Source organism: Thalassoglobus sp. (assembly GCF_048270125.1).
In the GTDB taxonomy this organism is placed as follows: domain Bacteria; phylum Planctomycetota; class Planctomycetia; order Planctomycetales; family Planctomycetaceae; genus Thalassoglobus.
On the sequence record NZ_JBLWTN010000018.1, the window covers coordinates 1 to 26,103 of the forward strand.

Here is a 26,103-nt window from a genome sequence, read left to right on the forward strand (position 1 = left end):
GGCGCGGCCTGGAAAAGCTCCTCCTCATCCTCCGCGGAGCATCGCTATAAACCAAAAATGTGGGTAACGTTGACTGGACCCTACTGTCCCTGAAAATCTTGATCCACAAGAGATTGCAACGCTGCGAAGAAAAGTCAGCCATTATTCGGCAGTTCATGATGACCACACCTACTGTGCAGGCATACTGCAAACCGTGGAGTCAGAAGCATTTCGAGTTAGTGAACAATCTCATTTTTACCATGACATGTTGAAATTGACACAGCTCTCCGGGCAGTTAATCGACGGAGCAGAATCAAGAGTCGTTAGCCTTGCACGCGATTACGAATTAGTCTTGCAGCGACGAGTCGATAATCGACTCCGATTTTTAACAATTCTCTCAGCTGTTTTAATGCCATTGTCATTGATCTCCGGAATCTACGGGATGAATTTCAACGACATGCCAGCGATGGGTAAGCCACTCGGCTACCTGGTCGTAATTGGTGCAATGCTCGGAACAGCAGCCCTGACTGGCGGATACCTCTGGCGAAAAGGCTGGTTTGACTAAACGCCCACTTACGCCCCTTCCGGAATTCGAAAATCAAAGAACGCAGGTTGTCCCCAGCCACACTCCCCTTCCACTCCGTCGCAAAGATGCATGTATGCGGTCTCGTGGAGATGGGTGAATTATCACCAAAAGAACAGGCTGCACGGACTCAAAAAAACGAAAGTGCTCTAGCGCCCAGCATTTTCTGGATCGGCTCTTACGGTCAACGGGAGCATTGAGTATCGTAGCTCGACGGCAGCCTGAGCATGAAATTCGCTGAGTGACACCCAGAATCTCCGAGGACTGAACGATATGTCATCTGATCAGAAAAACGGCAATCAAAGCACCAATGACGACGACTTATATGCGTCAAGTGATTTGTCTGTCAGTTTACCTAAGTCACGAATCCCGGAGGCTGAACATGATCCGCGACACGCCTACGCTGCGGTGCGTGATGAACTGATGCTGGATGGAAACTCTCGACAGAATCTGGCGACATTTTGCCAGACATGGGTGGAGCCTGAAATCGAGCAACTCATGACCGATTGCATCGGTAAGAATATGGTCGATAAAGATGAATACCCGCAAACAGCTGAGATTGAGGAACGTTGCGTACGCATGCTCGCTCATCTCTGGAACTCCCCTGCGGGTGATTCCACCGTTGGGACCTCGACTGTCGGTTCAAGCGAGGCAGCGATGCTGGGCGGCTTAGCGATGAAGCGACGCTGGGAAGCGAAACGTAAAGCTGCAGGGAAGTCGACTGACAAACCAAATTTAATCACCGGTCCCGTTCAAATCTGCTGGCACAAATTTACGCGTTACTGGGATATCGAACATCGCGAAATCCCCATGGAAGCGGGACGCCAACTCATGACGCCCGAGGAAGTTTTAAGCCGCTGCGATGAAAACACGATCGGTGTCGTCCCGACGATGGGAGTGACATTCACATGTCAGTATGAGCCTGTCAAAGCAGTGGCTGAAGCGCTCGATCAACTTCAAGCCGACACAGGGCTCGACATCCCGATTCATGTTGATGGAGCGAGCGGAGGATTTATCGCTCCGTTTTGTGCGCCAGAAATCGAGTGGGATTTCACAATCCCCCGAGTCAAATCAATCAATACTTCGGGACATAAGTTTGGTCTCTCGCCGCTTGGTGTGGGCTGGGTTGTATGGCGAGAAATGGAGGACCTTCCCGAGGATCTCGTTTTCTGGGTGAACTACCTGGGAGGCAACATGCGTGACATCGCCTTGAACTTCTCACGTCCTGGCGGACAGGTCGTCTGTCAGTATTACAACTTTCTACGACTTGGGATGGATGGCTACAAGAAGGTTCACTCTGCCTGCTACGACACGGCTGAGTACCTCGCAAGTGAGCTTGAGAAATTGAATCTCTTTGAAATGATTTACAATGGTGACCGTTCAGTTGGCATCCCGGCCCTCTGCTGGAAATTGAAAGAAGGGACTGATCCCGGCTTTACACTTTACGGCTTAGCTGAACGCCTGAATGCCCGTGGATGGCAGGTTCCGGCATACTCACTTCCCGCCAATCAAGAAAGTGTCGTGATTCAGCGTATTCTTGTCCGGCATGGTGTCAGTCGCGACTTGGCGTCGCTCCTCATCAAGGATATCCAGGCTGCCATAGAACACTTTCAACTTCACCCTGAACCGAAACATATTGCAGAAGAACACAATAGTGGGTTTCATCATTAAAACAGACTATGCCACGCAGAAGTTCCAACAACGAGCATAGCCCAGCTGCCCATCACGGTATTCCGTCGCAATCATTTTTTCCTCTCACGATACGATCTGAGAAGTGAGTCCCATCCACCATTCCAGGCTTGTCGAAACCGTTTCCTTCGGTCCCTTCATTACGCGCGGGATACTCACCCATCCCGACAAACCGGCAAGAGTCTGGCTGTCTCGACACCATCGCAAAGGCTTGGCTAACCCAGAGCGGTTCAAAGCGGAAGCAACGTTAAAATTGCTGCTCCGGTGCTTATGGTTGCCGGCTCATTTGAATTGGTGGATCGGGGTCATCTTCGCTGTCGGGGCGAGTTGTTTTGGAATGGCGAGCACGTTGATACTCTTCCCCAGCTTAACGGCTGAAGTCGCCATCTCTGAAACAGACATCAACCGCATCTTCTTTGCCGGTTCGATCCCATTTTCAATCGCAGCCTGGCTTCAACTTTATCAGGCAGCGAATGCCGCGCCGCTGCCAGCTTCCCAAGACCCTGAAGTAAGAGAACGCCGCAGCAGGCTGATTGGCTGGAGACCTCATGAGATCGGCTGGGTGAGTTGTGCTTTACAGTTCATCGGAACCCTGTTGTTCAACATGAACACATTCAATGCGATGTCTTCCAACCTGACGTGGGTCCAGATCGACCTGTGGGTCTGGACTCCGAACGTGATCGGTTCCATCCTCTTTTTGGCATCGGGATATTTAGCGTTTATCGAAGCGGGTCACAGTTTGTGGTCGTGGCCGCATGCCAGTCTTTCTTGGTGGATCGTCTTTATCAACCTGCTTGGTTGCATCGGGTTTATGACCTCTGCGCTGTTCGCCCCACTCTTTTCTGAGACTCCCAATCCATTAGCAACGACCATTTCAGTTTTCTGCACCTTACTCGGCGCGATTTGCTTTTTCGTCGGTTCACTCTTAATGCTTCCCGAAACGGCAGTTCAAGAAGTTACGTAACCGAGAGCAATTTCCACAGTTGGTCTGCAGTCAACACGCTGCATCGTTAGTAGTTATTATGCAGTTATATAGCCCCCGAGAGAGTCACCCGGGGGCTATAAATGGAGCACGAGAGCATCTCTCGAATTGGTTTGCAGGTTCTGCCTCGTGGCGAACAGCATTTTACTAGAACCAGTCCGAAAACCTCTGGAATAGCCGCTTTTCTCAACGTTTGAGAGAGCAATTTCAAGTTTCAGGATCAGTTCTAGAGAAATGCGTTCTACACGGGTAAACGGTAGAGCAAACTGCTCTAGTTGAATGCTGGGTCTGCAATCTCGACTTGTCGGTCGATGGAAGCAGAAACAGGGACCGGTGTCTGAGATTCATGAACCCCGTTTCGAGCAAACAACTTCAGATCTTCCCAATCAACATTCACGGTTCCTCCTGTTTGAGTGTGTTGATTCCCCCAAGTGGTCAGCAACGAAACGCAGGCGTGATCGATATAATTCAATTCGGAAATATCAACATTCACTTCTGTTCCAGGCGGAATAAGTTCCAGCTGATTTGCAAGAGAAGGAATCTTCAGGAATGTCGAAGCACCTGAGAGCTTGAGGTCGACGATGTTGTTTGGAAGTTGGTTCATTGTGACATTCAACTTGCCAACAGAAAACATCAGCTTCAACATGGAAAGTCCCAGCCCCACTGCCACTCCGATCAAGAGATCTTCAACGACGATCACGATCACTGTCACAAAGTAAACAGCGACTTCCCCCCATCCAAACTGCATTAAATTCTGCACTTTTTTCCAGTCACAAAGTTTATAGCCAATGTAAACTAAAATCGCTGCAAGCGCCGAAGTCGGAATCATGCGGAGAATGGTCCCCAAAAACACCACGAATACCAGAAGCCAAACACCATGTAAGATTGCCGACATTCTTGTCTTCGCACCTGCATGCACGTTTGCACTACTCCGAACAATCACTCCCGTCATGGGAAGACCTCCGACGAATCCAGCGACCATGTTGCCGACCCCTTGAGAAAAGAGTTCTTTGTCGTACCGTGTTCGCGGCCCGTTGTGCATTTGGTCAACAGCGGTTGCACTCAATAACGTTTCGGCACTGGCAACAATTGCTAAGACAATAGCGGAAACAATGACACCTCCCCAGGGAGCGTCTTGCAGCGTCGCCCAGCTGAGAAGATGTAACTCCTCGGAAATGGAGTCTGGAATTTCGACATACAAAACGGGAAGCTCTAAAAAGGCTGCGAGCGACGTTCCCACAAGGATCGCCAGCAATGGTCCGGGGATGATTTTCAGTTTTCCAAAGGAAAATGTCGCCCACAAAATGAGAGTCAGTATTGTCAGGATCCCGACACCCGCAGCCATCTCATGGTTTTTATAAACTCCCTCGATCGCCAAGATTGCGTTCGAAGCCTCTTTTTCAACTTTCAGAGCTTGAGAAGGATCGTCTGACCGAAGGAAAGCCAGACTGACAGACATCGCTTGAATTGCACGATCCTCTGCGGCTAAGAGTTTGGATTCTCGCTCAGGATACTCTTCGAAAAACGTCAGACTCTCTTGCACAAAAACCTGTGTCTTTGCAATCAGAGATTCCTGTCTTTCAATGAGATCGTCGACTTGCACCGAACCGGGGGCGACAACAGTTTCTTTATGATTCGGCAACCGCTCAGTCAATTTTTCATGAATCACTTCTTGTTGACGGTGCAATTCAGCGAGTTGCATCAATGACTCTCGCTGCACATGTCGCCGGTCTTTCTCTGTAAACGATGGAGCCTTCCAGGCTTTGGCAATCGCATCAGGAATCGTTGCCAGATTTTCCAATGCGGATTCCTTCGGCTTGTCATCAAGCATGACGTGAAACTGGCTCGCAAAGATGATGACACCGATCCCCGCTAACATTCCATTCACAACAGCAGGTGAGACAGCACGGAACCATTGCCCTAAATGAAGAGTGGCAGCAGCTAACTGGAAGATACCAGCAAGCAGCACAACCAGGCCTAACATTTCCAAGCCATGGCGAGTGACAACTTCATAGACAATCACAGTCAGGCCAGCTGCAGGACCACTGACCTGGAGTGCACAACCACTCAGGCTGCCCACTACAATTCCGGCAATAATCCCAGTAGCAAGACCAGCACTAACAGGGACACCAGAGGCAATCGCGATTCCCATACACAGGGGAAGAGCGACAAGAAAGACCACAATCGAGGAAGGAAGATCACTCCTCCAGTTCGACTTGGTTTCTTCGGGTTGGTTATTCGAGCTTTGAGAAGTCGACATGAGGATTACTCCTATAGATTCAGTTTGAGGTCGAGAAGAGAACACTCAGATTTCGATCGCAATTCAAGACGCCGTTGAGCAACCGGAAAGATTGCTCACTCATGGCGAGATACCTTGGCATGCAACACTGAAATCAATTCATCAAAGCCCAGAGCAGTTTTCTAACTGGTGTGAAATCTGTCTCGTAAAGTCCAGCGATTCTCATGAGAGAGCTGATTCATCACGAACACAAAATGCACGAAAGTGCTCTGGAGCAATTTTCGAATTGGCGTGCAAAATCTGCCTCGTGAAGTTCAGCGATTCTCCTGAGAGAACCGCTTCTTCACGGACAAAAAAGCACGGCAGTGCTCTAGGACGCAACGGGCTGACGATGCTCTTGTGGAGACCGACCTTCAGCTTGGTCGACTGTCACAAACTGACCGGTTCTATGCGAGAATCCAAAAACCTTCCCAGTTTCAAATTTATAAACCCAACCATGCACATTGAGTTCTTTTCTGGAAAGAGCTGCTATAACGGAAGGGTGAGTTCTTAGATTCTCCAACTGAACAAGAACATTCTCTTCGATAGCGAGAGTCAATCGTTTCTGAGGATCTTCGACCGAAGCGTAATTCTCTTCGAGGATCCGTTTCGTCGACTCCACATGCATGAGAAGCTCGTCCACAGCTGGAAGCTTCCCTTTACCTTCTGGATTCAGCAACGCCTGCATCACCCCGCAATGCGAGTGTCCACAGACGACAATGTCTCGAACCTTGAGGACAGAAACTGCATATTCAATCGTCGCTGCCTCGCCGCCCCGAACTGCTCCATAGGGAGGAACAACATTTCCAGCCGTGCGCAAGATAAAGAGTTCGCCCGGTTCGGTTTGAGTGAGAAGATTCGGACAAATTCTTGAATCTGAGCAGGTAATGAAGAGAGCAAGTGGCTGCTGACCACGTGACAAGCGAGTGAACAATTCTTCTTGATCGCTGAAGATGTTGTCCTGAAACTGGTGAATTCCTGTCATTAATTTTTGCATAATGCACCTTGAGCCTATGACTTAGCATGTGTTGAGTAAAACAATTCCACAGAGTTTCGATTGCGCAACGAGAAACGTTGACGCTGGCGGCGGAATTGATGCTAAGTCAGCATTGGTGCGCAAAGACCATTGGCCAGGCGATGGCCTTGGACAGAAAGAATTTGCGTTTGCTTTGCGGAGTACCGTGTGTTTTTCAAACAGGGATCAGACTCGATCCTCCCGGCAAAGCGGTTTTGTCGACGCGTTTCAACTCGACGAACAATATGTTCGGCGGTTTCAACATGTCGAGTCTCTTCCTCAGTCGTTCCACTGGTTCGAATTGGGAGCTGAGAAAGGCTGGCAATAAGCGCGTTCGCAGGAAGCCCGCCTGCCAATAACAGCAGTAAAGCTAAGCAATGCAGCCAATGTTTGAAGAATGGTGCCATCATACGCAGTGAAACAAGCTTCCGCCAAAAAGGGCTTTAGAGATGAAACCCTAGGAGCATATTATCGGCACCTCACATTTTTTCAACAAGACGAAATCAATCAATTTCACAGAATATTCTCATGACAACCAAACATTATTTGCCTCAAAACGCCTCCACTTGAGCTCAGAACATTTCACGAAAGCGGGTCGCTGCGGCCTCCAACCATCCAGGTCAGACTGTTCAAAAAAGCAAACACCAATCCACCAATGGTGCAATTTGGAACCATTTATCGCCGCAAAAATGTGCTCGAGTCATCCAGAATTGCCACACTCTGAACAAACGAACAGCAGTCATCTTACAGTTTGACTGCGAGTTGGCGATGCTGGGTCTCCCGGCACGCAGGGCTGAGTCTTTTGAGCTATTCCTTAGCTTCAGATTTGGCCTTGATGGCCCCCAACGGTGGGAGCAAATGCCCCATTTTTTCTCGTTTGGCTTCCAAGTATTTGGCTCGCTGCTCTTCAGGAGGAGCAACCAGTGGAACCTGCTCCACAACTTTCAGGTCGACCCAGTTTTCGAAGGCTTCTGTTTTTTTGGGGTTGTTCGTCAGGATGCGGATTTCCCGTAGCCCCAAATCTTTGAGAATTTGTAACCCGACCATGTAATCGCGCAGGTCTGCTTTGAAGCCTAATTTGTGATTCGCCTCGACCGTATCGAGCCCTTGATCCTGAAGTTCGTACGCTTTCAGTTTTGCAGTCAGTCCGATTCCGCGTCCTTCCTGAGGAAGATAAACCACCGCTCCACAACCTTCGTTGACGATCATTTGCATCGCAATGTGGAGTTGGTCACCGCAGTCACAACGTAATGATCCGAGAATGTCTCCCGTAAAACATGAAGAATGCATGCGGACCAATGGAGCGGGAGATGAGGCTAAATCACCCCAGACAATTGCAATCGGTTCCTGATCTTCATGCTCGACTTGATAGGCAATGAATTTCGGAGTGCCGTACTCTTCTGTCGGGATGTTGACTTCTACTTCTCGGGTCACCAGGTTTTCGCGAATCCGTCGATGCTGAATGATGTCAGCGATCGTAATAATCGGGATGTCGTGCTCAGCCGAGAGTTCTTCAAGCTCGTCGAGCTCAGCCATTCCATAACCACGCTGGCTACAGATTTCGATAATGCAGCCGACAGGCGTCAGCCCGGCGAGTTTGAGCAGATCGATCGCTGCCTCGGTGTGTCCTGCGCGACGAAGTACTCCTCCTTCGCGGGCCAGCAATGGGCTCACATGTCCCGGTTTGACAAAGTCATTCTTTTTCGATTGAGGATCAGCCAGCGCTTTGAGCGTCCGGGAACGATTCTCGGCGCTGACGCCGGTTCCTGCTTCGCGATGGTCGACCAGCATCAAAAAGGGAGTTTGATGAGCTGAGGTGTTAGCGTCTCGATCGACAATAGGAGAGAGATGCAACCGCTCAGCGACTTCTTGAGTGAGGGGAGCACAAAGGACCCCTGCAGCCCTGCGCATCATAAAGTCGACTTTTTCGGGTGTCATAAACTCTGCCGCACACAGAAGATCCCCTTCGTTCTCTCTTTCTTGTGCATCGACAACAATCACCATTCCCCCCTCTTTGAGGCGGGTTAAAATTTCATCCAGATTTTTTGTGGCTGTTGCGTGTCCAAGGGTATTCATGAGGAAATGACTTCTGTCTAAGAGAGAACGGCTTCTTCGATCAACACTCGGCGTATTATATGCGATCACTCCCTGAGGAGTACGACGAAGATGCAAAGTTCTCAAAGTCAGCAGGAATGTCAGTTTTGTGGAGGATCTGCCAGCCGTGACCTCAAGTAAGCAGCTCGCACAACATTCCGCTCGGAAGATTCCAGGAGTTCCCCTCGATTCTTCTGCAGGTGAGCCGGTTGAATGTGCATGAACAGCTCGTTGACGGTCGACATCTCCAAGTTGTCCAGAAGTCCCAGAGTGATCCCCATTCGCAAACTGGAGAGTTTTTCCATGGTCTCTTCAGAAGAGATTTGTCGGGCACTTCTGAGAACGCCATAGGCGCGGGCGACCTGATCGTGCAAACGCTGCCGATCGGCGTTGACTAATGCTTTTCGGGCACGTCGTTCATATGCCAGAATATCCGGGATGACCCGCTTCACATTCTGAATGATCTGTTCCTCGGAGCGGCCCAATGTGACCTGATTCGAGATTTGATAAAAGTCTCCCAGCGCTTGTGAACCTTCACCATACAAACCACGCACAGCCAGGTTCATCTTGTGCATTGCCTGAAAGACTTTTTGAATCTCTTTGGTCAACACCAAGGCTGGCAAATGCAGCATGACGCTCACTCGCATCCCTGTTCCAACATTTGTTGGACAGGCGGTGAGATAGCCGAATTCGTCGCTGAAGGCGAACGAGACACGCTCTTCGAGACGATCATCGAGTTCGTTGAGTTCACTCCAAGCATGATCGAGAGCGTATCCACTTCGCAGGACTTGCATGCGGAGATGATCCTCTTCATTGATCATCAGGCTGACGGTCTCTTTCGGCGAGATACAGGCTCCACGGGCTCCTGTTCCTTCTGAATGCTCGCGGCTGACGAGTTGACGCTCGACGAGAAACGTTCGATCCAGCGGACTCGCATCTTCAATATTGATGTAAGAGAGCCCCGGACCAGAATCGAGTCGCTCGATATGATCTTTCAGAAGATGCTCAATTTCCCGCTGAGTTGCCTCTTCCGTCCTTGTCGGAAACGGAAAGTCAGCGACATTTCGGGCCAGGCGAATTCTGCTCGAGATGACAATGTCTGACTCTGGACCGGTCCCTCGAAGCCATTCTCCGCTTGTTCCTTTCAAATCGTCTAAATCCACAGCTTATGTTCTCCTGACACGACCGCATCTCAAAGATGTAATTTCCTCTATTGTCCAGTGCAGGCAACATTCCCGCAACGGAAGAATCTCACGAAGTTCGTAGATCGTGAAATGTTTGAGATCTCTCACTCACGAAAGGTGATTGAATCGCGATTTGTTGATGCTTGTTGCGCCCGTGAAGATCACTTTCACGCCTGTTCGCCACGTGACAGAGCCTGTACACCAGTTCGCAAGAAGCTCTAGCGATGGCAACAAGCCTTACTGACTGCGAAGGCTTATTGTTGCAGCCCCTTGGTCAGTTCCATAAATGCTGTTTCAAGATTCACTTCTTCTTCCCGGAATTGAATAATTCGAAATCCGTTTTCAAACAAGACCGTGGGAAGCGCGCTGTAGTCTTCCGTGCCGGGCTTGAGTGTTACGAAGATCGTATCAACCCTCATTGAAACGTCTCGGACAACGTCTTGTTGTTCAAGAAGTGACGCTGCCTTTTCCTGATTCTCCGTCACTTTGACTTCGAGCAAGATCGCTTCACGAGCTTTCTTCATGACATCGGCAACGTAATCATCAGCGAGCATGTTGCCCTTTTCAATGATCCCCACTCGCGTACAGACATCGGCAAGCTCAGGAAGAATGTGGCTGGAGACGATGATGGTCTTGTTCATCTCTCCGAGTCGCCGCAACAACTTGCGAATCTCAATGCGTGCACGAGGGTCCAGCCCGGATGCCGGTTCGTCGAGCAGCAAGACTTGTGGATCGTGCAGTAAGGTTCTCGCAAGTCCGATACGTTGAGTCTGACCACGCGATAGCTGGTTGACCATCGCATCACGTTTGAAGGACATATCAACCAGTTCGAGTTTCTCTTCACAAATCTTACGACGATTCGGTCCATTGATACGGTAAGTCGATGCGAAAAACTCCAGGTACTCGATGACGGTCATGTCGTCGTAGACACCAAAGAAGTCAGGCATGTACCCGACGAGGCGACGGATCTCCTCCGGGTTCGTGTAGATCGATTGCCCGCAAACGTAGCACTCTCCGTAATCCGGATTCAGCAACGTTGCAATCATCCGCATTGTCGTGGTTTTACCGGAACCGTTTGGGCCGATGAATCCAAACACATCCCCCTGATCCAGCTTGATGGAGATTTCATTCGCAGCGATCAAGTCGCCATATCGTTTTGTGAGTTTGATCGTTTCGATCACAGAGTCACCGTATTGTCAAACAGAGAGGAGCAAGATGAGAATGGACTGCGTGAAGGATTACTTCACCCTCAGCAATGTTGGATCAGGCGGCGCACTCAGATCTGCCAGTTCGAACTCCACGGGCATGATAATGCGAATGACTGATTCCTGTTGTTCGTAAGTGAGTTCGTCATCGTTCAGCGCAAATTTTGTCACGGGAGCTTTCAATCTTCCGAATAGTACAGCTCGATGGAGTTTCAACGAATCGGAAAGATCGAGAGAATCAAGGGAGTCGTTTGTGAGTTTTGTGTAAGACTGCCCTCCCGTAATGTCATGAAACGAAAGTGTCCTGAGAATCGGAAAAGGATCGCGTGAGAGGGAATTGTAGAGTTCACGATTCACAAGAGAGGTATGCTGCTTTCTATCATCGCTGTGAAAGATCGAAGAGTGCGTCAACCCGGTGAGCAAGCCCTTGAGCATGTTTGATCGAGCATTTTTCAGCTCGAAGAGATCCCCCGGTCGCAGCGGTTGATGAGAGTCGCCACCTTCCGTTCGCGGAAAATAGGCGAAGTTTCCGTAGGCGACAAACCACCCGGTGAGTTCTTCAGAACCCTGGTAAGTGAACGAACCGGTGAGCCGTCCGCTACCGGGGTCGTGCAAGCGTGTTTGCGCGAATCGAGACGGGTCCACTTCAAGCTCCCACTCTGTCCCGGCTGAGCCTGTTGACCAGACTCGAACCGGCAAATCTTTAATCTCTCGATCGTCCGACGAAAGGTGGTAAGCCGCCTTTCGAGACTCAAGTCCCCCGGTTCGATACATCCCCCGGTAGCTCGATTCGGGACGCTCGATCCAACTGGTTTTCAAAAAATCTGCTTGAGTCTCTTCAGCCTGAGGATCTGCAAAGAGGGTGGAATCCGTATCGACATCCGCTTCAATTTTATAGCGACGAGTGAGCGTGCTGTAGAAGTTCATCCAAGACCGCCCCCGCGCAGTATTTGTCGTTAAGTCGACATCAAGTATCTCAATCTGCCGCGACTGTTGTTCCGTATTATTGATTGAGAATGCAGAGTTGTACGACCAAAGCGTGATACAGCCCAACCAGACAGGAAGAGTGATCCATGTAAGTTGCGGACGTTTAGCGAGGCGATGGACGATCAAATAATCCAACGGTCCAATAATCAGGATGAGGACGCTGCTCCATGCAATGACAACCCAATAGGAGGGGCGTTTGATGACATCGTAATGATCGAGAGCCTGAATCAACTGAGTTTGAAAATCAGAAATTCCAGTCGGACTTAACCCCGCGTTCACGCCAGAGGATTTGGCCGTTGTGCTGGCCGTCCAACTCGGTTCGAAATCTGCCAGTACCATTGCCATCTCGGCACGGGAGCTCCAGTTATTAAACGGTCGTTGATCCAGACGGACTCCCAACATTGTCACAGAACCAGTCCCGCACGCCGATCGTATCGCCAGGGCGTTACCGAAATCCGAAGCCAGAGTTTGACCTTCATCTAATGAAAACACTGCACAAGGAACCGTATCGAGCATCCGCATCGGATTGCTTCCGGGAACCCATTGATTGAAGCCGCTGAGATTCCGGATTTGAATTTCATTTTGCGGAAGGACCGGCAACCAGGATGAGATGGGACTGGAACGAAGACTCTCTCCATCCTCGCCGATACAAATCACCAGTCGACCACCACGATAGACCCAATCTCGAATCGCCAGTGACGACGATTCGCTGAGAGTTGAGTCTCCATTCAACACAATCAAGTTGACCGGTTCCAGCGCTCGAGGATCGAAGATCCCAGCGGCATACTCGCCGAACGGAGCGGCATGAATCGACCCAGACTGAATCTCCTTCATGTTCTCCGCTGCAGCTTGAAATGCAGGCTGCTCTCCATCGAGAAGCCAAAGATGAGCACTTTGCTTCAGGCACCGAACTTCATCGTTGCGATCCACTCGAATTGCCAGTTCAGCGATGATCTTTTCGCCATTAAGAATTTCAATCGTCACCGGGGCGTACAGTTTCCCTGAACGGAAGAGCCCTTGAACATGAACGGTTCCCCCACTCTTGAACTCTTTCAACCGGGAGAGCACACCATGACCATCCGGGTCAGCGACACGAATTTGTGGGGTGAGCGTCTGCACGGTCTCCGCCGTCGATACAACATCAAACTCGATGGGTGCCCAGCGTCCCACATGGAAGTATCCATCAATTCCAATTTTCACGTTCTGGATTTCGACTGCGGTCTCCCCATTTGCAGCCAGCGCTGTACTCTGAATCATCAGAAAGCTGCAAAAGAGAAAAGCCCCCGAAAACAGAAGGACTCCCCATAAAGAGCCCATCTGCTCATGAAATCCAGTCCGGAGTCCCTGAACATCAGTTGATCGAAGTTGCACGAAAAAAACCAAATAAAGTGAAAACTAGGTCGAATAAAAATATGATTCGCCAAACAGGCGAGAAATGAATGTCGTAATGATATGCGATCAACGCACTAGAATCAGTCCACAGAGTGTTGCAATTGAGAGCATTTTCGGCGAGTGGTAAGAAAAATCTCTCTGTCAGACAGAATTATTGTCCTGACTGGCTCGCTCGGGACAATGGTCCCAAGTGAGGATTTCCCGGGAATTTTCTTTCTGCTGCTCGCTTCGGTGAGTGTCAGGGCCGCTGAATTCGAAAATGAGTGAATCTGAAGTCGCCAGGTATACAGATTTCCCAACTCCCAGTATTGTATGAGAGACTCAGTTAATTCAAAACTTACCGATACGTAAACTGTGAACAGATTCATGATTTTCACTCAATTCCACATCTCAAAGAACGTGCTCTGCTCTCTACTTTTGAGATGTGTCCGAAGGTCGGCGTTTGTGCTGGTTGGGGTCATGTCTCTGTTGAGTTCCCCCTGCACGGCCAAAGCTGAGCTTCAAGTCGAAGGAAAGCCAAAGTGGAACTTCGACAATCAGGTTGAGATTGAAGAACACAACTTATTGACGGTTGAAGTTTTTAACAATTCCGAGAAACCCTGGCAGGGAGATGTTTGGCTGAAGCCCCTGCTCGGTTTTCAGGGAGTTGATGTTCCGCTTTGGCAACAGGACCTCTTTCTGGAACCGTACGGCAAAAGGCAGATCCAATTTTATGTTTTCATCCCGAGCCTGTCGGAATTCAAACTCGAGTGGGGTCGATTCCCCAGAAGCCGGGACAGCTTCGATATCGATTCCCCGCGTCGCCGCAACGGACCTCTCAAAATCGAACTCCTCAAGGAGGGTGCCTCCAGCAAGGGGCGCTCACTGCTCGCCGCCAGCGACGATGAATTTCCTTCCAGCGCAATCGTATTGAAATCGTTAGACACAGTCGTGCTTGACCATGTTCCCCGCTGGCAGGAACCGCAGGCGCGAGCTTTCAAAGACTGGATTTACCAAGGTGGAAAGCTGTTTCTCGTGGCAGATAGCGCTGGAGAATATCCAGAGTTCTCACAGCTCCTTGCTGAACTCAATGAGCCATCGAGCTCATTTCCTGTCGGGTATGGCTCGGTCACACGTTCGCTGAAACCTGTTCAGTTTGAAAAGCCTTCTCAAATCCAAAACTTAAAAACCAACAACCTCAGTACATCCGCCACGCTGTTTTCGCAACTGCGATCGATCACCACTCCGGATCACAATTGGGCGTTGATCTACTTTCTTTCAATCATCTACTTGCTGATACTGTTTCCGGGATGCTGGCTACTCGGACGAAAGAAAGGCGACTTTCGAATCACATATGGCGTGATTCTCTTAACTGTCGGACTCTTTAGCTTTGGGTTTCACTCAATCGGTAAACGTGGCTATGGAGAAGAAACCACAATCAACTGCATGACCATTGTCCGTCCCGGAGCACCAGGTCGCTGGATTGCGAAACAGTGGATGAATCTTTTTGTGACCAGCGGCGGAACCTACCAAATTGATTTCGAAGATGACTCGAGCATAGTCTCGACTGGTCAGCATTCCGAGTCCGTACGCGGTTTTGCGATCAACCAACCTGTTGGCATCTTAAGCTCCGCAGTCCCATCGTTCTCGAATCGCACGGTCCTACACGCCGGAGTCGTCAAACATGAAGGCTTTCGCCCTGAAGTTCGGAAGCTCAAATTTCAGGAGACCCTCAAGGAGTTTGAACTCGCCCTCCCCTCCGGATCAAGTTGGCCAGAAATCTCGCAAAGTGTTGCGATCCTTGGAGATCGTCTCTATCAGTTGAAACGCATCGATGAGACATACCAAATCCAAGGTTCGGGAAAACCACTCTCGCAATATCTGGATTATGAGTCGCTGCGATTCAATCCATTCAGACGCAGAAACAGTCCCAGAGAAGAGAGCGATGAAACATTCGACAAGGTCCTCTGGCCAGTCATCGCCAATGATCTCGGAGTCCTGAACGAAGACGAGATTCTCAACGGAGACCTGAAAAACAGTCAGGTTCATGTCTACTTCACAACAGATCTTCATAAAGATTTTTTCGCCAAAGGAGAAATTTCTCCACAACAGCGAGGAAGAGTCATTTACGCATTCCGATTTGACATGAACGACGTCATGAATGAATCGCAAGATTGATTACACCCCCCCTTGCCAGGAATCCTATGGAACACGTCATCGATATCAAAAATGTAAGCCATCTGTTCAAACAGCACCGGGCTTTAGATGGGATCACATTTCAGGTTGCGCCACAATCACTTCACGGATTTGTTGGCCCCAACGGAGCCGGAAAAACGACGACGCTCAAGTTGATTTGCACATTGCTGAAACCGCAAATGGGGCAGATCAACGTTTTCGACTACGATGTTCGAAGCAACGTTAAAGCAATTCGTCGCCGCATCGGTTACATGCCTGACCACTTCAGTATGTACCGACAGATGACCGTCTTCGAGTACCTCGATTTCTTTGGAGCAGCTTACGGATTTTCTTTGAAAGAACGAAACCGCATCGTCGGTGATGTCCTCGCGCTCACAGATATGGATGGTCGCAAAGACGATTTCATCCAAGGACTCTCCCGGGGGATGCAACAGCGAGTGAGCCTCGCACGCGTTCTCGTGAACGACCCTGATTTACTTTTACTCGACGAACCTGCTTCCGGACTGGACCCGCGTGCTCGAATCGAGCTGATGGAAATCCTTCGCGAACTTCGGAGGATGGGAAAGACCATTTTCATCAGCAGCCACATCCTCAGTGAACTGGCTGAATTGTGTGATAGCGTGACAATCATCGATCGTGGAAAAACGAAGTACAGCGGCCCCATGGAAGCCTTGCTCGATGAAAAGACCGAAACACCAACATTCCGGATTCGTGTTGATCTTCCGGCGGATGAAGTTGAAGCAACACTTTCAAAAATCAACGGTGTCATCTCGATTCACCCGATGGAAGGACGATCCGACGTCCGTGTCAAACTCGACCCCACTCTGACTGATAGCAATCGATTCCTCGGTGATGTGATTGCCTTGGGTTGCAACATCATCAACTTCGGTCGGGACCAAAGACATCTCAATGAAGCATTCATGGACCTTACCGAACGTGGAGTCCGGAATTAGAGACGTAGCGACTTACAGCAACTGTTCACACGTTGTCCAATGGTGAACGATGAACAAATTTCTGGCCCTTGTTCGACGTGCGTTGCAAACTGATTCTCGTTTGCTGCGAGGATACCTCGCGCGTGTTCTTCTGGCCGGATTTATTCTCCTGACGTTGATCACGTTTCAGCGAGACTGGGCGACCCGCGGAGCGCCCGGGTTGGATTTGTTCCGTTCTGTCAGCCTCTATAATTACTTCTTCATCACCATTCTTGGCACTGCATTTTTTGCGACAGCGATTACCGAGGAAAAAGAAGAACGGACCCTCAGCTTGCTGAAGATGGCAGGCGTCGGGGCAACTTCGCTGATTCTCGGAAAATGGACGCCGCGCATGATTGGGGCGTTTTTGCTGTTGTGCATACAAATCCCATTCACAGTCCTCGCGGTCACATTGGGAGGCATCCTGATTGATCAGGTGATCGCTGTTTACATCTCCCTGTTTGCTCACCTGTTTTTCGTTGGAAGCATCGGACTCTTTTGCTCGGTGATCATGTCGACGACAACCGGAGCCTGTGGGCTCGCTGGTGGAATTCTGATACTTCACCATTTTCTGCCAACGGCTCTCGTTGCAGCCTTTCGCAACCAGCAAGGCTTTTTCATCGTCGACGCGATCATCTCCTTCTCGATGATGCTCAGCGACATGAACGGATTTCGCGTCATGCTTGGGCTGATGATGGGGACATCCGGTTCGACCTGGATAAGCACTCAAATTCTTGGCAATCTGATTGCCGGGGCGATCTTGATGGCGGTGACCTGGGCGATTTTCGACCGATGTACATGTAACGAAAAAGAGCCGGGATCGTTGAATTACTTTGACCGACTCCGAAGACGGATGCAGGGGCAGGGACGCGGCCGGGTCTGGGAGGCGGCAATTGTCTGGAAAGATTACCAGTTGCTCGGCGGAGGTGCGGTCTTCCTGTTACTCAAGACTTTGTTGTATCTGATCTTCATGATCGGCTTCGCGGTCATGACGTACGGAGGGTGGTCCTCATTGACTGTAGCCATGGGCTACAGCCTGCTCGCATGGTCGTTCTATCTGCTGTTTCTCGAATTGGGAATCATGGCGACTCGCTTATATCGACAGGAACTCTCCAACCAAACCTGGTCAATTCTCCTGCTGATTCCTCGACGAGAGTCTGAAATCATCTACTCGAAATTAATAGGCGGACTCACAACTTTACTCCCGTTGACCTTTTGCTTCTTCCTGGGAACCATTTTCCTGGGAGAAAAATTTCTTGAGCTTATAGGAGACATTCTCGGTGAACTTGAAGTATTACTGGTCATAACATATTTCACACTTCAAGCACTGATCGCCATCCACTGTTCGGTTTACCTGGCAGTCACTCAGAAGTGGGCAATCTGGCCAATTGCGTTGTTTTCATCCGGGTTTGTGATCTTTATGGGAAACGTCATGGGCGTGGGCTGCCTCGCAATCGGCGGTGGCCCAGGGGAGATCGGTGCCCTCGCTTTCATTGGAAGTTTCGTTTCGATAATCATATTAATTCCGCTACATCTCCAGATCGGGAAACGATTGGTCGAACTCGCGGGCGAGTAGCGAATTCGCAATTGCTCTTCTGTTCTCGATTCGTCAAGATGCAAATCAATCGCTGATTTTCATTTCATTGACCTGCTTTATTAATCGAACGATAACAACTGTGGCTGTCGAATCGCCTTATACACCTGACGATCTGGAATCCTTGGGACTCTGCGCAGAAAAACTCCCCTCGCATATTGCCATCATCATGGATGGCAACGGACGCTGGGCTCAATCAAGAAGCTTGCCACGCATTGAAGGGCATCGCCGTGGAGTCCATAGCGTACGGGCAATTGTTGAAGAATGCGCCCGGCTCGGAATGGATCAACTGACTCTCTACTGCTTCAGCAGTGAAAACTGGAAACGCCCCCGGCCCGAACTCGATTTACTCATGAATCTGCTTCAACGATATGTTGTTGCTGAACGCGATGAGATCATGCGGCAGGACATTCAGTTTCAAACCATCGGACGAACAGACCGAATTGGACGGAACATCCTTGCAGAAGTGAACAAGACCATTGAATTGAGCCAAGACAACCCCGGCATGAAGCTTTGTCTGGCACTCGACTATGGTGCTCGTGATGAAGTTGTCCACGCAGTGCGAAGCATCGCCGAGAAAGTCCGTACCGGCGAATTGAAAACCGACGAGATCGACGAGTCAACCGTCTCTGAGCATCTCTATACTGCTAACATGAGCGATCCCGATCTGGTGATCCGAACAGCTGGGGAAATGCGAATCAGCAACTTTCTGCTCTGGCAAATCAGTTACGCCGAACTCTGGGTGACGGAAACACTTTGGCCCGACTTTCGCCAGCCTGAACTCTTTGCAGCCCTGAAAGACTTCGCAGCCCGCGACCGCCGCTTCGGCGGACTCAATCAGAAATAGCCAAGGCGACAAACTCAGACTTCAGGGTCAGCTTCACCCAGATCAGTTCCACTCGGGATGATCGCAATCGATGGGGAGCAGTCTTCTGGTCTGTTTAGCTTTTGCGGTCAGGGTGTCCCAAATCGCGTAAGGGTCAGGATGAAAGACTGTTTCTTCATCGGCTGGAACGACCGTCCAGTCACCCCGAGCCAGTTCACCTTCGAGTTGGCCCGGGCCCCAACCTGAGCAACCGGCAAAGACGCGGTAGATCAACTCCTGCGGGTCCTCGATGGCCACTTGCAGAATGTCTTCGAAGACTTCAGCGCTACTGCCCATGTAGACGTTTTCAACAATGGGCATTTCCGACGGATCGAGGGCGGAAGAATTGTGAACAACAAAGAGTGCCTCCGGCTCAACTGGCCCCCCGACATAAACCAGTTCCTGGTTTTCAGGCAGGTCAAAGTTTCCTTGTAAAGCATGAGACACAGTAAACGGCGAGGGGTGGTTGATTACCAACCCCATCGAGCCATCGGGACCATGTTCGACAATCAGCACGACCGACTTAAAAAAAGTCGGGTCACGTAGCTGATCTCCTGCTACCAAAAATTTTCCGCGCAGAGGATTCAACATTCTTCAATGTGTTTAAGGGAACGTAGTGGTTGTGACCGACAAGTTGGAACGAAGCTTCAACCTTCAGGGGATCAATGAAAGACAATCCCCAAACAGACTCCTCCTTGATTGTATTCATGAAGTCCAATTAAGAACAGATTCGACTTTAAATCTTATTGAAATCAAAGCCGAAGACGAACGACTACTCTCAGCTAATCCTCACTTGATTCGCCCGCGTCATCTTTTTTAGTCGTTTTCTTTTTGGCAGTTTTTTTCTTTGCTGTCTTCTTAGTCGTTTTCTTTTTTGTAGTCTTCTTTGCTGCTTTCTTCTTAGCAGCTTTCTTCTTCTTCGGAGCTTTTTTCTTGCCGACTTTCTTACCGGTTTTGGCTGCCTTGTCGTTGATCAGTTCGACAGCTTCAATGAGAGTCAGAGCTTGCGGATCTTTGTCTTTAGGAATCGTAGCGTTGAGCTTTCCGCACTTGACGTACGGACCGTAGCGACCTTCGAAAATCGCCAGCGGCTCTTCACTTTCCGGATGGTTACCGAGCTCTTTGATCGGTGTCGGTGCGGAACGGGTTTTCGCCAACTTGAGGAGTTCGACGGCGCGATCCAGTCCAACAGTCAGAACGTCATCCTCTTTGGGCAGACTTTTATATTTTCCCGCGTGTTGAACGTACGGACCGAAACGACCGATTCCCGCATTCACAACTTTGTTATCTTCCGGATGATGCCCGACTCGTCTGGGGAGAGACAGCAATTGAATCGCCAGATCGAGATCGACTGCGGTCGGATCGACATTCTTCGGAATCGACACTCGCTTCGGTTTTTTCTCTGCACCTTCAACGACTTCACCCAGTTGCAGGTACGGACCAAAAGGACCAGAGAGAACAAAAATAGGCAAACCATCTTCGGGATGCATTCCGAGAGATTGTGGTCCCTGCTTTTTCAATTCAATGAGCTTCTCTGCCATCTCATTATCAAGATCAGCAGGAGCGATATCCTCTGGAAGAGACGCATTGAATGTCTCACCGTCAGATTCCGCTTCTAAAAACGGACCGTATCTTCCGACACGAACAGCGGACGAAAGTGAGTCCAGTTGCAATGTACATACTTCGCGAGGATCAATCGTTTCCTTCTTCGATTCAACTTGATGCCCCAAGCCTTCTTCACCCGAGTAAAACTTGGACAGATACGGAATTTTCTCCGCCTCACCGTTCGAAATATCGTCCAGTGACTGTTCCATTTGAGCAGTAAACTGCAAGTCGACCATCTGTGGGAAATACTTCTCCAACAGATTAGTCACAGCCAAAGCGGTGAACGTTGGGACAAGTTGGTTGCTCACCTTGCGAACATACCCTCGATCCTGAACTGTTCCGATAATACTGGCGTAGGTACTCGGTCGACCGACCCCTTCCTGTTCCAGTTTGCGGACCAGAGAAGCTTCTGTATATCGGGCAGGAGGCTTGGTTTCGTGGCTGAGCGACTCGACATCCTTGCACTTGAGTCCGGCTCCTTCGCTCATTTCCGGAAGCATGGAGTCTTGATCTTCGAGTGCCGCTTCCGGGTCATCGGAGCCTTCAACGTATGCTCGGAAGTACCCGGGGAAGACAACCTTTCGACCGGTCGCTCGGAATTCAGTTTCATCCGCCGTAATGGTCACGGTATCAAATCGGAGCTGAGCCTCTGCCATTTGCGTTGACATGGTTCGCTTCCAGATCATTTCGTACAGCTTGGCTTCCCGGGCGGAGAGCCCAAGTTCGTCGGCTGTTTTCATTTCTGTTCCAGCAGGACGAATCGCTTCGTGGGCCTCCTGGGCATTTTTCGTCTTATTGGAATACTGCCGGACTTCGTCACTGAGAAAATCTTTTCCGTAGTTGCTTTCAATGCGGGCGCGCGTCGCGGTGACAGCTTCCTGCGAGAGCGTCACGCTGTCAGTACGCATGTAAGTGATATTTCCGTCTTCATAAAGACGTTGTGCCACCTGCATGGTTTCCCGCGCCGACATATTCAGCTTACGGTTTGCTTCCTGCTGAAGCGTACTTGTTGTGAACGGTGCCGGAGGTTTTCGCGTTTGAGTACGATGCTCGACCTTGCTGACTTCCCAGTTGGTGCCGAGAAGTTTCTTTTGCAATTCTTTCGCAGGCTCTTCATCGAGCAGAAGGACTTTTGAGCCATCTTTGAGTTTTCCGGTGTGCTCATCGAAATCTTTTCCGGTTGCAATTCGCTGCCCATCGACTGACCAGAGTTGAGCATCGAAACTTTCTTCACCGATGTGAAGCGCCGCTTTCAGATCCCAATATGTTCCGCTTCGGAATGCGCGTCGTTCGAGTTCCCGCTGTACCAGAACACGGACAGCGACGCTTTGCACACGCCCTGCAGATAATCCTCGGCGAACCTTCGTCCAGAGCAGTGGCGAGAGCGTATATCCGTATAAACGGTCGAGAATACGCCGCGTTTCTTGCGCTTCGACAAGATTCATGTCGACTTCACGTGTATTCTCCAACGCTTCGAGAATCGCCTTCTTGGTGATCTCGGAAAAGGTCATGCGTTTGACCGGACCTTTGGGCTTTAGCAGGTCAATCAGATGCCAACCGATGCTTTCCCCTTCGCGGTCTTCGTCCGTCGCGATGATGAGTTCTTCAGCGTTTTTCAGTAAGTCCTTGAGCTCTTTGACCACTTTCTTCTTAGCTGGAGAGACAATATACAGAGGCGCAAATTCCTCCTCGACATTGACCCCCAGTCGGGTCCATGCCTCTTTTTTCATGGCTGCCGGAATGTCCGCAGCTTTTTCAGGCAGGTCTCGCACGTGTCCCATGCTGGCACGAACCTCGTAGTCACTCCCCAAAAAACCCGCGATTTTTCGGGCTTTCGCAGGGGATTCCACTATGACGAGTGCTTTCTTCTTCTTCGCAGCGACCATTCGATATCCAATGATATAATTCAGTTCTACCTTTGACCGATCAGCCAAAGGCAAAGACGCTAAGTCCCTATTCGGAAACTTCGACGATGAAGGACTTCCTCAGTGCTTGAAGGACCAGATCCAGTCTCTCGGTATCAGCTTTAAGTTGTTGGGGAGTCGGACATTCCATGTCCCTTTGCCTGACGGCGCGGTGAGAAATTCAGTTCTTCACCGAAAGTCGACGTCCGACCATTCTACGAAATCGCGAGCATTCACTCTGGGGTTGCCACACACTCTGTCCCAGCTAAAATGCCGACTGTTATAAATGACCTACTCTTTTCAGATTCACTTTCATTTCCTCTAATTAGTGATGAAATGAAAGTTGAACTAACCTTGATTCACTTAAAAAAGTAGATTCCTCGCCCTGTGATTACGGAATCGTTTGAGGGATTGTCAAGTGAGCGTAGGATGAGAGTTCAGAAATCACAACGGAAATTTGATTTTCATTTCGTTCACAATCGCGAAAATTAATTTCTCAAGACGTTACAACAAGGCACACGGATGAGTTCTCCTTTCTCCCTTTTTCGACGTCACCAGCGCGTACTGATGGTCGTCACGACCGGCCTGGCGATGATTTCTTTCGTTTTGCTCGGTGCAATTCAAGACCCGCGTGACATGCCAATGCCGCTCGTGGTCGTCTTCCTTGCGGCAATTGTAGGCGGAATTTTTTGGCTCGCCGGGCTGAGTCGAGGAAAAGGTGCCGACTGGGGACTGACGGGAGTCGTCATCGGGGTTGCTCTCGGACTCGCCATGATTTGGGCCGGTAGAGAACCGAACGCTGTGACAATGGAGGGCGGAGACCTCAAAAGTTCCGAACTCAACGAGTTGATGCAAAACCGGCAGATCGCCAACAATTTTGTGCAAATGGCGGCAAGAGCCGGAATCGCTGACAACGACGAAAGCGAAGCAGCACAACAGGCCCTGACTGAAGCAGCACAGCGGATTCAACAAAATCTGTTCGGATTCAATCGCAATCGAGAAATCACCTCAGAAGATGTTGTCCTCGGTGAAGTCCTCAGACGGGAAGCGACCGAGATGGGGATGTCGATCTCCGATGACGTCGTCAAAAAATTCATCACCAAAATCTCTGGCGGCAAGCTGACCGGTCCTGAATTTTCAAAAATCCGCAAGACGCTCCGTGTTTCAGAAACCTCGCTGATCGAAATTCTACGAGAAGAAATTCTCTCTCAAGAGGCCGCTCGCCTTTTAAGTGACCCAATTTTAAGCAGCCAGACCCCACTGACGCCGCAAAACGACTGGAACTTCTTTCAGAAGCTCCACGTTAAGCAAACCGCAGAGCTTGTCTCAATTCCTGTGAGCAGCTTTGTCTCTGACTCAGTCAAGCCAACAGACGAAGAACTCCAGGCTCTTCTCAACCAATACAACAAAAATCTTCCAGGATTCACCCCGGAAGGTCGCCCGGAAGAGGGTCGCCCTGGCTTCTATCAGATGCCAAAAATGGAACTTGCTTATCTGGAAGCAGTCTTTGATGACATCAAAGCGACTGTCGGCGAAGTGACCGACGAAGAGATCCAGAAACGCTACGAAGACGAATACCTTCGAGAAGTCCCTGATTCTGCTCCTGCAGGAGCCATGCCATCAACAGGCTCGTCAGCGATCCCAGCACCTGCATTGCCCGTACGTCCCCAGACGCCTGAAGCCGCGACCCCAGCCAAAAGCACCGAGGACTCACCTTCTGAAAAGAGTGATGAGAAACCGGCTCCTGCCAAAGAAGAAGCACCTCCAAAAGAGGAGCCTAAGAAAGAAACAACTCCAGAAGAGCCCAAAAGTGAAGCAGCTCCCAAGGAAGAAACAAAACCTGAGCCAGCCAAGGAAACTCCTGAAGCCCCTAAAGAAGCGGCTCCCAAAGAAGAAACTTCCAGCGAACCTGCTGGTGACGAGAAATCACAATCTTCGATAGTCACTCCACTCGGGAAACTTCAATTCGTTTCCCTGCAGGATGACGAAAAGAAAAGCGAAGCCCCGGCTCCTGCAGAAACACCTGAAGATCCAGCAAAAGAAACTGAAGCTCCTGCACCTGAAGCTCCTGCAAAAGAAGCCCCATCGCCTGAAGCACCTGCTGCGAAAGAAGCAGATGCAGAAGATCCTGCAAAAAGTTTAGAAGCGCCTGCAAAGCCAAAGACAGATGCTGAGCAGCCTGCAGAGACTAAAAAAGCAGAAGAAAAGAAAGCAGAACCGCCGAAAGAAGAAAAACCGGAATCGGAAGCTGCACCAGCTGAGGAAAAGAAACCCGAAGCAGGCGACAAGCCGGCAGAAGCCAAACCGGAAATGAAAGCAAATCCGCTCGGTGACGACGATTTACCTCCAGCTCCGGAATCAAATGTTCCAGCCTTGGACGACACTCTCAAAGCTGAGCTCCGCGAGGACATTTTACGTGAACGAACACACGCCAAAATCACCACGCTGATGGACGAGGCCTACGAATTCGTCAGAGACCTCTCCGGAAAATACCGGTTAGGGAAAATCGACGAAAACTACGTCTCTCTCGAAGAGGCAACAAAGCAAATCAAGAAATACGCCGAGGAAAACAACCTCGAGTTTATCGAAACTCCATTCCTGACTTTAAACGAATTGCAAACCTCGGAAGACTATCCGATTGGATCAGCATTTGTGCAATCCTTTGCGGCATCTCGTGGGCTGCAAACTGTTGTGGAACAACTGCAACAGTCAATTCCAACAATGCTGTTCAACGTCAACCAGGCTCGTCGATTCAACTTTGGCGACTTTGGTGCATCCGAAAGTCGGTTTGTTTACTGGAAAACAGGCTTCAAAGAAGCTTACTCACCAGAAACGATCGATGACGAACCGAGCGTTCGCCAGCAAGTCACCAAAGTCTGGCAACAGCAACAGGCTGCTCCCGCCGCCCTGAAACGTGCCGAGGCTTTGCAAAAACTGTTACTGAAAAGTGATAAGCCGATGACAGATGCTCTGGCAGACGAAACCGTCACCGGTGACCCTGACAGCCTCTTTCTCACAGTCCGTGAAACTGGTGAATTCACAATGCTCACCGAAGGTGCTGCTCAGTCCACGAATCCGTTTCAGCCACAACAACCTGGCATGCCCAGGTACTCCAACATCCCGGGAGCAGAAGATGTCGGCGAGCGGTTCTTCAATAAGGTCTTCGAAGACTTGAACGTCGAAGATGTCGGTGTCGCTCCCAATCGTGACGGATCTGCTTACTACCTTGTCCGAATCAAGACCCGAACACCTGATTCTCCAGACGAAGTCAACAAACTGCGCTCAGACTTCCTGAATCAAGGTCAGCAGTTTGCATATCTCTTCCTCGGAGAACAGCTGCGGAATGAATACGCCTTGAACTGGGCACGTGACTTGATGAAAAAATACGACGTGCAATTTCTGGCGAATCAAAGAGACTCGGTCTCACCGGAAGAAAGCTAACGCATTCGCTTTTCTCGTCTCCGTGTAGAACCTTTTCCATCAGGAAAAACAGACTTCACGACGAGTCAGAACGCATCAAATTTTCAAAGCGCAAGAGGCCCAGCCAATTTTGGCTGGGCCTCTTGCAATGACAGAAGCTTCAATGTTTCTCGTGCCGGTG

General features: G+C 50.0%; 17 protein-coding genes. 8 read left to right on the plus strand and 9 right to left on the minus strand.

Annotated elements, in window-relative coordinates:
* Positions 1 to 121: 121 nt before the first annotated feature.
* The 3 genes from ACN0YR_RS17425 to ACN0YR_RS17435 all read left to right on the plus strand — a co-directional run bounded on the left by ACN0YR_RS17425 (position 122) and on the right by ACN0YR_RS17435 (position 3,215).
* Positions 122 to 544 carry a CorA family divalent cation transporter gene (locus ACN0YR_RS17425; protein ID WP_417850589.1) on the plus strand — a complete coding sequence of 141 codons (423 nt, stop codon included), beginning with the start codon at positions 122 to 124 and terminating at the stop codon, positions 542 to 544.
* Between the two features lie 291 nt (positions 545 to 835).
* A complete protein-coding gene (locus ACN0YR_RS17430; protein ID WP_417850512.1) occupies positions 836 to 2,233 on the plus strand; it encodes a glutamate decarboxylase in 1,398 nt (465 codons plus the stop codon).
* Positions 2,234 to 2,336: 103 nt separating this feature from the next.
* Complete coding sequence (locus ACN0YR_RS17435; RefSeq protein WP_417850513.1) at positions 2,337 to 3,215, plus strand: hypothetical protein; 879 nt, start codon at positions 2,337 to 2,339, stop codon at positions 3,213 to 3,215.
* A 289-nt stretch (positions 3,216 to 3,504) separates the two neighbouring features.
* Here ACN0YR_RS17435 and ACN0YR_RS17440 read toward each other — a convergent pair whose 3' ends face one another.
* From ACN0YR_RS17440 to ACN0YR_RS17470, 7 genes are all read right to left on the minus strand, one after another.
* A complete protein-coding gene (locus ACN0YR_RS17440) occupies positions 3,505 to 5,493 on the minus strand; it encodes a SulP family inorganic anion transporter (protein WP_417850514.1) in 1,989 nt (662 codons plus the stop codon).
* A gap of 349 nt (positions 5,494 to 5,842) precedes the next feature.
* Positions 5,843 to 6,508: a carbonic anhydrase gene (locus tag ACN0YR_RS17445; RefSeq protein ID WP_417850515.1), complete on the minus strand. Its 666-nt coding sequence runs from the start codon at positions 6,506 to 6,508 to the stop codon at positions 5,843 to 5,845.
* 101 nt (positions 6,509 to 6,609) lie between these two features.
* A complete protein-coding gene (locus ACN0YR_RS17450) occupies positions 6,610 to 6,936 on the minus strand; it encodes a hypothetical protein (protein ID WP_417850516.1) in 327 nt (108 codons plus the stop codon).
* Between the two features lie 397 nt (positions 6,937 to 7,333).
* Complete coding sequence (ribA, locus tag ACN0YR_RS17455) at positions 7,334 to 8,602, minus strand: GTP cyclohydrolase II (protein WP_417850517.1); 1,269 nt, start codon at positions 8,600 to 8,602, stop codon at positions 7,334 to 7,336.
* A gap of 119 nt (positions 8,603 to 8,721) precedes the next feature.
* The gene (locus ACN0YR_RS17460) at positions 8,722 to 9,783 is read right to left on the minus strand and encodes a protein arginine kinase (RefSeq protein ID WP_417850518.1); all 1,062 of its coding nucleotides are present in this window, start codon (positions 9,781 to 9,783) and stop codon (positions 8,722 to 8,724) included.
* Between the two features lie 275 nt (positions 9,784 to 10,058).
* Positions 10,059 to 10,985, minus strand: coding sequence for an ABC transporter ATP-binding protein (locus ACN0YR_RS17465; protein ID WP_417850519.1), 927 nt, complete (start codon positions 10,983 to 10,985; stop codon positions 10,059 to 10,061).
* 57 nt (positions 10,986 to 11,042) lie between these two features.
* Positions 11,043 to 13,253, minus strand: coding sequence for a hypothetical protein (locus ACN0YR_RS17470; RefSeq protein WP_417850520.1), 2,211 nt, complete (start codon positions 13,251 to 13,253; stop codon positions 11,043 to 11,045).
* A 594-nt stretch (positions 13,254 to 13,847) separates the two neighbouring features.
* Here ACN0YR_RS17470 and ACN0YR_RS17475 point away from each other — a divergent pair.
* The 4 genes from ACN0YR_RS17475 (at position 13,848) to ACN0YR_RS17490 (ending at position 18,975) form a co-directional block, all read left to right on the plus strand.
* Positions 13,848 to 15,545 (plus strand): hypothetical protein, encoded by a 1,698-nt coding sequence (locus ACN0YR_RS17475; protein ID WP_417850521.1) that lies wholly within the window; start codon positions 13,848 to 13,850, stop codon positions 15,543 to 15,545.
* A 26-nt stretch (positions 15,546 to 15,571) separates the two neighbouring features.
* Positions 15,572 to 16,516, plus strand: a complete 945-nt coding sequence (locus tag ACN0YR_RS17480) for an ABC transporter ATP-binding protein (protein WP_417850522.1) — start codon at positions 15,572 to 15,574, stop codon at positions 16,514 to 16,516.
* Positions 16,517 to 16,565: 49 nt separating this feature from the next.
* Positions 16,566 to 18,110, plus strand: a complete 1,545-nt coding sequence (locus tag ACN0YR_RS17485; protein ID WP_417850523.1) for an ABC transporter permease — start codon at positions 16,566 to 16,568, stop codon at positions 18,108 to 18,110.
* 100 nt (positions 18,111 to 18,210) lie between these two features.
* On the plus strand, positions 18,211 to 18,975 hold the full coding sequence (locus ACN0YR_RS17490; RefSeq protein WP_417850524.1) for an isoprenyl transferase: 765 nt from the start codon (positions 18,211 to 18,213) through the stop codon (positions 18,973 to 18,975).
* 42 nt (positions 18,976 to 19,017) lie between these two features.
* On the opposite strand, the gene ACN0YR_RS17495 is transcribed toward ACN0YR_RS17490, so the two are convergent.
* Together ACN0YR_RS17495 and topA are read right to left on the minus strand one after the other, a co-directional pair.
* A complete protein-coding gene (locus ACN0YR_RS17495) occupies positions 19,018 to 19,584 on the minus strand; it encodes a YqgE/AlgH family protein (protein WP_417850525.1) in 567 nt (188 codons plus the stop codon).
* A gap of 191 nt (positions 19,585 to 19,775) precedes the next feature.
* Entirely contained in the window at positions 19,776 to 22,484 is a 2,709-nt protein-coding gene (topA, locus tag ACN0YR_RS17500; RefSeq protein ID WP_417850526.1) for a type I DNA topoisomerase, read from the minus strand.
* Positions 22,485 to 23,024: 540 nt separating this feature from the next.
* Here topA and ACN0YR_RS17505 point away from each other — a divergent pair.
* Positions 23,025 to 25,943, plus strand: coding sequence for a hypothetical protein (locus ACN0YR_RS17505; RefSeq protein ID WP_417850527.1), 2,919 nt, complete (start codon positions 23,025 to 23,027; stop codon positions 25,941 to 25,943).
* Positions 25,944 to 26,103: the final 160 nt, after the last annotated feature.